The organism is Sulfitobacter sp. HI0040 (assembly GCF_001634885.1).
In the GTDB taxonomy this organism is placed as follows: domain Bacteria; phylum Pseudomonadota; class Alphaproteobacteria; order Rhodobacterales; family Rhodobacteraceae; genus Sulfitobacter.
In genome coordinates this window covers 1-5,740 of record NZ_LWEX01000081.1, presented here as the reverse complement: position 1 = coordinate 5,740, position 5,740 = coordinate 1, and the positions used below count along the sequence as shown (strand labels likewise).

The 5,740-nt window shown below is 63.7% G+C and carries 4 protein-coding genes; all 4 read left to right on the top strand.

All coding sequences use genetic code 11. The features are described from left to right. A partial coding sequence (locus A3728_RS06690; protein ID WP_067921412.1) for a gamma-glutamyltransferase family protein occupies positions 1-1,550 on the top strand: 1,550 nt, incomplete at its 5' end. 162 nt (positions 1,551-1,712) lie between these two features. Beyond that, complete coding sequence (locus tag A3728_RS06685; protein ID WP_236627996.1) at positions 1,713-2,945, top strand: ROK family transcriptional regulator; 1,233 nt, start codon at positions 1,713-1,715, stop codon at positions 2,943-2,945. A gap of 3 nt (positions 2,946-2,948) precedes the next feature. Beyond that, on the top strand, positions 2,949-3,875 hold the full coding sequence (locus A3728_RS06680; protein ID WP_067921408.1) for a carbohydrate kinase family protein: 927 nt from the start codon (positions 2,949-2,951) through the stop codon (positions 3,873-3,875). A gap of 87 nt (positions 3,876-3,962) precedes the next feature. Then, on the top strand, positions 3,963-5,740 hold a 1,778-nt coding region (gene edd, locus A3728_RS06675; RefSeq protein ID WP_067921406.1), incomplete at its 3' end, for a phosphogluconate dehydratase.

Sequence of the window (5,740 nt, the reverse complement as noted above, 5' to 3'; positions counted from 1 at the left end):
CCCCAGTGTTGGCCGACAATGTCGTTGCCACATCGCAACCGCTGGCCACGCAGGCGGGGCTGTCGATCCTGCAACAGGGTGGCAACGCGGTGGATGCGGCCATCGCGACGGCGGCGGTACTCACCATCGTGGAGCCTTCGGGCAACGGTCTGGGCTCCGACGCCTTTTGCATCCTGTGGGACGGCAAGGAGTTGCACGGCCTCAACGCATCGGGCCGGGCCCCGGCCGCATGGTCCCCGGAACGTTTCCCGGACGGAATGCCCCAGCACGGCTGGGACAGCGTGACGGTTCCCGGCGCGATAAGCGGCTGGATCGCGCTTTCGGAACGCTTCGGCAAGCTCGACCTTAAAACTGTTCTCGCCCCGGCGATCCGGACGGCGGAGGACGGCTTCATCGTCTCGCCCATTATCGGCGCGCTCTGGGCGCGGGCGGCAGACATACTCGGGCATCAGCCGGGGTTCGCCGAGACTTTCATGCCGGGTGGCCGTGCCCCCCGCGCAGGTGAAAGGTTCCGCAATCCGGGTGCCGCGCGCAGCCTGCGGATGATCGCGGAGACGAAAGGCAAGGCCTTCTACGAAGGTATTCTGGCAGAGGAAATAGCGGCCTTTGCCAAGGCCAACGGCGGTGCAATGACAGTCGATGACCTTGCCCGGCACGAAGCGGATTGGTGCGGCACGATCAGCCAGCGCTTCGATGAGGTGGAACTGCACGAGATACCACCGAACGGGCAGGGGATCGCCGCGCTCATGGCATTGGGGATGTTGCAGCATACCGCCATCCGCGACCACGGCCCGGACGATGTGGCGGCCATTCACCTCCAGATGGAGGCGATCAAGCTCGCCTATGCCGATTTGCACGCCTATGTCGGTGACCGCGAACATATGACGGATGTCGACGAGAACGCGCTGCTGGACGCCGGATACCTGCGCGACCGCGCGGCGCTCATCTCACCCGACCGGGCGCAGGATTTCGGCCCGGGCGCGCCGAAGCAGGGCGGCACCGTGTTGCTCAGCACGGCGGACGCGTCAGGCATGATGGTCAGCTTTATCCAGTCCAACTACGCAGGCTTCGGCTCCGGCGTGGTGGTGCCGGGCACGGGGATTTCCCTGCAGAACCGGGGCGCCGGTTTCACCACCGAGGCGCGGCACCCGAACCGCGTCGCGGGCGGCAAGCGCCCGTTCCATACGATCATTCCGGGTTTCGTGATGAAGGGCGGGGCCCCGCTGATGGCCTACGGCATGATGGGCGGCCCCATTCAGGCACAGGGGCATCTGCAGCTGCTGCTGCGGACCCAGCTGTGGGATCAGGACGTTCAGGTGGCTGCCGATGCCCCGCGCTGGCGAATGATCTCGGGCCTGGACGTGGCGTGCGAGCCTACCATGGGGGAGAGTACGCTTTCCGCGCTGCGCACCCTCGGCCACCGGGTCGAGGTCGAAGCCCCCGACAACGCCTTCGGTTTCGGCGGCGCCCAACTTATCGCGCGGCTGCCTGACGGGGGCTATATGGCAGGCTCCGACCCCCGCAAGGACGGGCAGGCTGGGGGGTTCTGAACCGTGAATAGAGGGGTTCCGGAGGCGTGCTTGTCGACGGGACCCGCTCCGAACATTCCTTTTGCCTCCTAATAAATAAATCCGACTTATTTATTAATTGACAGGTTGGCGCCTCTCCTTCAATTAAGCGGTACTCACCACCAACCTCGTGAGGCGCAGTTGTTGCAGAGCGACCCGATCAATACGCAGCCCGGCCTCGGCCATTCGATCCAAATGGAGGCGGGGCGGGGCTCCAACCAGAGCGCGATGAGGGACTATAACGAGCGCCTCGTTCTCTCGCTTATTCGACAAAGCGGCCCGATGCCGAAGGCAGAGATTGCACGTGCGACCGGGCTTTCCGCGCAGACGGTTTCGGTGATCATGCGCGCGCTTGAAAAAGAGGGGCTTCTGACGAGGCGTGAACCGCTGCGCGGCAAGGTGGGTCAGCCTGCCGTTCCCATGGGACTGGCGCAGGACGGGGCGCTCTTTCTAGGTCTCAAGGTCGGGCGCAACGGCGCGGAATTGGCCCTGTGCGATTTTTTCGGAAAAATAAGGCACCACCGCCGCGTGACTTATGGCTATCCGACACCGGAAGGGATCATCGCCTTTACCACGAAAAACGTGGAGGAACTCATGACCGAATTGCCCGACGCGCTACGCCCCCGGGTGGCAGGGTTGGGCATCGCATTGCCGTTCCGGCTGTGGGACTGGGAAGCCGATAAAAGCGCAGAAACCGCGAAGGGACTGGCGCACTGGCGCATCCGGGATATCGCCGCCGAACTTCGGCAGAAGCTGGATATGCCCGCCTACCTTTGCAACGACGCATCGGCAGCCTGTGGGGCGGAGCTTGTCTTTGGCGATCAGGCGATGCCTAGCGATTACCTCTATGCCTATATCGACCATTTCGTCGGCGGGGGCCTCGTCCTCGACCACGCACTGCATACGGGGCGCAGCGGAAACGCCGCCGCCATAGCCTCCCTGCCGGTTTCCACGCGGGCGGGGCAGAGGTGCCAGCTCGTGGATCTGGCCTCTCTCGCGACGCTTGAGCGCATGTTGGATGCGGCGGGGGAGGACAGCGGGGGGATCAGACCCGGCGCGGACGACTGGGATGTAGCAGCCCCGGTGGTGGACGCCTGGGTGGATCAGGCAGCGCATGGGTTGGCGCAGGCCGTGGTCGCGTCCAGCTGCGTCTTCGACTTTGAAACCATGGTGATCGATGGTGCCATACCCCGGAGACTGCGCAACGTACTGATCGCGCGTACTCAGACGGAACTGCAGGCGATAAAAATACCCGGTATCGTACTCCCCACGATCCGCGAAGGCACGATCGGGTATGATGCCAAGGTCCGCGGCGCCGCGAGCCTGCCGCTTTCGAACCGATACCTCGTTGATCGCGCCACCATATTGGGAGAGTGAGCCATGATCCTTTGCTGCGGCGAAGCCCTGATCGATATGATCCCCGCACCTACCGAAGCCGGAGCGGTCGGCTTCGTACCCCATTGCGGCGGCGCTGTTTACAACACGGCGATTGCGCTGGGGCGCCTCGGCGCCCAGACAGGGATGCTCACCGGGCTGTCGAGCGACATGTTCGGCCAGCAGCTGGCAAGCGGGCTGAAGGCGAGCCATGTGGATGTGCGCCCGGTGATCACCGCGGATCGACCCACGACGCTGGCATTCGTGCGCCTTGTCGGTGGGCATGCGACCTATGAGTTCTACGATGAAAACTCGGCTGGTCGCATGCTGGAGCCGGATGATATGCCGCAATTGTCGGCGGAGGTGACGACGCTCTATTTCGGGGGGATCAGCCTTGCCTGTGAGCCTGCAGCCGACGCCTACGCGGCGCTACTGCAGCGGAACCACGCAGGTCGGTCCGTAATGCTCGACCCGAACATCCGCCCCGGTTTTGTGCGCAACATCGAACGCTACCGCGCCCGACTGGCCAGTATGATCGGCCTCTCGGATATCGTGAAAGTCTCTGACGAAGACCTTAACTGGATCACGCCCGAACCGATGTCTTTGCGCGACAAGGTTTCGCAATTGCTCACTGCAGGACCATCCGTCGTCATCCTGACGCGGGGCGGCGACGGGGCGACGGGCTATCTGAAAGGCGGCGACGAAGTACATGTGCCGGCCCGAAAAGCGGAAATCGTCGATACGGTAGGCGCGGGCGACACGTTCAACGCAGGTGTGCTCGCCAAGTTGTCAGAGTTGGGCGCGTTGACGCAGCAAAGCCTTGCGAACCTCGGCCCAGACGCGTTGGAGGCGGCGCTGGAACATGGGGCGCGGGTGGCGTCGATCACGGTATCCCGGGCGGGCGCCAACCCGCCGTGGGCGGAAGAAATCTGACACGGGCTTTTTCGTTTGCCCATATGTTAGCGCTAACGTAAGATAGCAGAAAGAGGCCCGAGGGCGGAAGCAAGGCGGGAGGGACGAATGACGACACTCAATCCTACGATCGAACGGGTGACCGAACGCATCATCCGGCGCAGCGAAGAGACGCGGAAAATCCATCTTGAACGCATGAGGACGGCGGCATCCAAAGGCCCGGCCCGCGCGCATCTTTCCTGTAGCGGGCAGGCGCATGCCTATGCAGCCGCGGGCGAGGATCAGAGCAAGTTGGCCCAAGGCTCCGCAGGCAACCTCGGCATCGTGACGACCTATAATGACATACTTTCGGCGCACCAGCCCTTCGAACGCTTTCCCGAGTTGATCAAGGCGGCGGTCCGGGAGGTCGGCGGCACGGCGCAGGTCGCGGGCGGTGTTCCGGCGATGTGCGACGGGGTCACCCAGGGCGAAGCGGGGATGGAATTGTCGCTCTTTTCGCGCGACGTCATCGCGCTCGCCGCCTCCGTCGCGCTCAGCCACAATACATTCGACGCCGCCGTCTTTCTGGGCGTCTGCGACAAGATCGTCCCGGGCCTTGTGATCGCGGCGCAGGCATTCGGGCATCTCCCCGCCGTGTTCCTGCCCGCGGGGCCGATGACGAGCGGCTTGGCCAATGACGAAAAGGCCAAGGTGCGACAGGAATTCGCCGCGGGCGAATGTGGGCGAGACAAGTTGATGGCCGCTGAAATGGCAGCCTACCATGGACCCGGCACCTGCACTTTCTATGGCACGGCGAACACGAACCAGATGCTGATGGAGTTCATGGGCCTGCACCTTCCGGGGGCAAGCTTCGTGACCCCGAACACCCCGTTGCGCGATGCGCTGACACGCCATGGCGCGCAGAGGGCGCTTTCACTCAGTGCGCTCGGCAATGACTATACGCCTGTATGCGATATTCTGGACGAGAAGGCGTTTGTGAACGGGATCGTCGGGCTCAACGCAACAGGTGGCTCCACCAACCTGCTCATCCATCTGGTGGCGATGGCACGCGCCGGGGGGATCATCCTCGACTGGCAGGATTTTTCCGAGATTTCGGATGTCACGCCACTGATGGCACGGGTCTATCCCAATGGGCTGGCGGATGTGAACCACTTCCACGCCGCGGGCGGGCTTGGATACATGATCGGGAACCTGCTGCAGAACGGCTATCTGCACCGCGATACGAAGACCGTCGCGGGCGAAGGGCTGGAGCATTACACAAAGGATCCTGTCTATGCCGATGGGTCCCTGACATGGGAAAACGGCCCCGAAGAGAGCCTGAACGACAAGATCCTGCGGCCTGCCTCGGATCCCTTCCAGCCCACAGGTGGGTTGAAGCGGATGACAGGCTCCCTCGGGACGGCGGTGATGAAAGTCTCCGCGGTGGCGCCGGAAAATCGCGTGGTCGAAGCACCCGCCCGCGTCTTTGCCGATCAGGCGGAGGTGAAAGCCGCCTTCAAGGCAGGCAAACTCACTGAGGATGTGGTCGTCGTGGTGCGCTTTCAGGGACCAAAGGCAAACGGTATGCCGGAGCTGCACTCGCTCACGCCGCTTTTGTCGATCTGTCAGGGCAGGGGGCAGAAGGTCGCACTGGTGACGGATGGGCGGATGTCAGGCGCGTCGGGCAAGGTGCCGGCGGCGATCCATGTCTCCCCCGAGGCGGTGGACGGCGGCCCCATCGCGCGCATCCGCGACGGCGACATCCTGCGCGTCGATGGCGAGGCGGGAACGCTAGATGTTCTGGCGGATATAGACGACCGGCCTGATGCTCAGGCCGACCTTTCGGCTGCGCAATGGGGTACAGGGCGGGAGCTCTTTGCGACATTCCGCAACACTGTCGGTGCCGC

Coding starts and splice junctions, on each gene's coding strand:
- A3728_RS06680 (WP_067921408.1), top strand. CDS start 2,949: ATGATCCTTTGCTGCGGCGAAGCCCTGATCGATATGATCCCCGCACCT.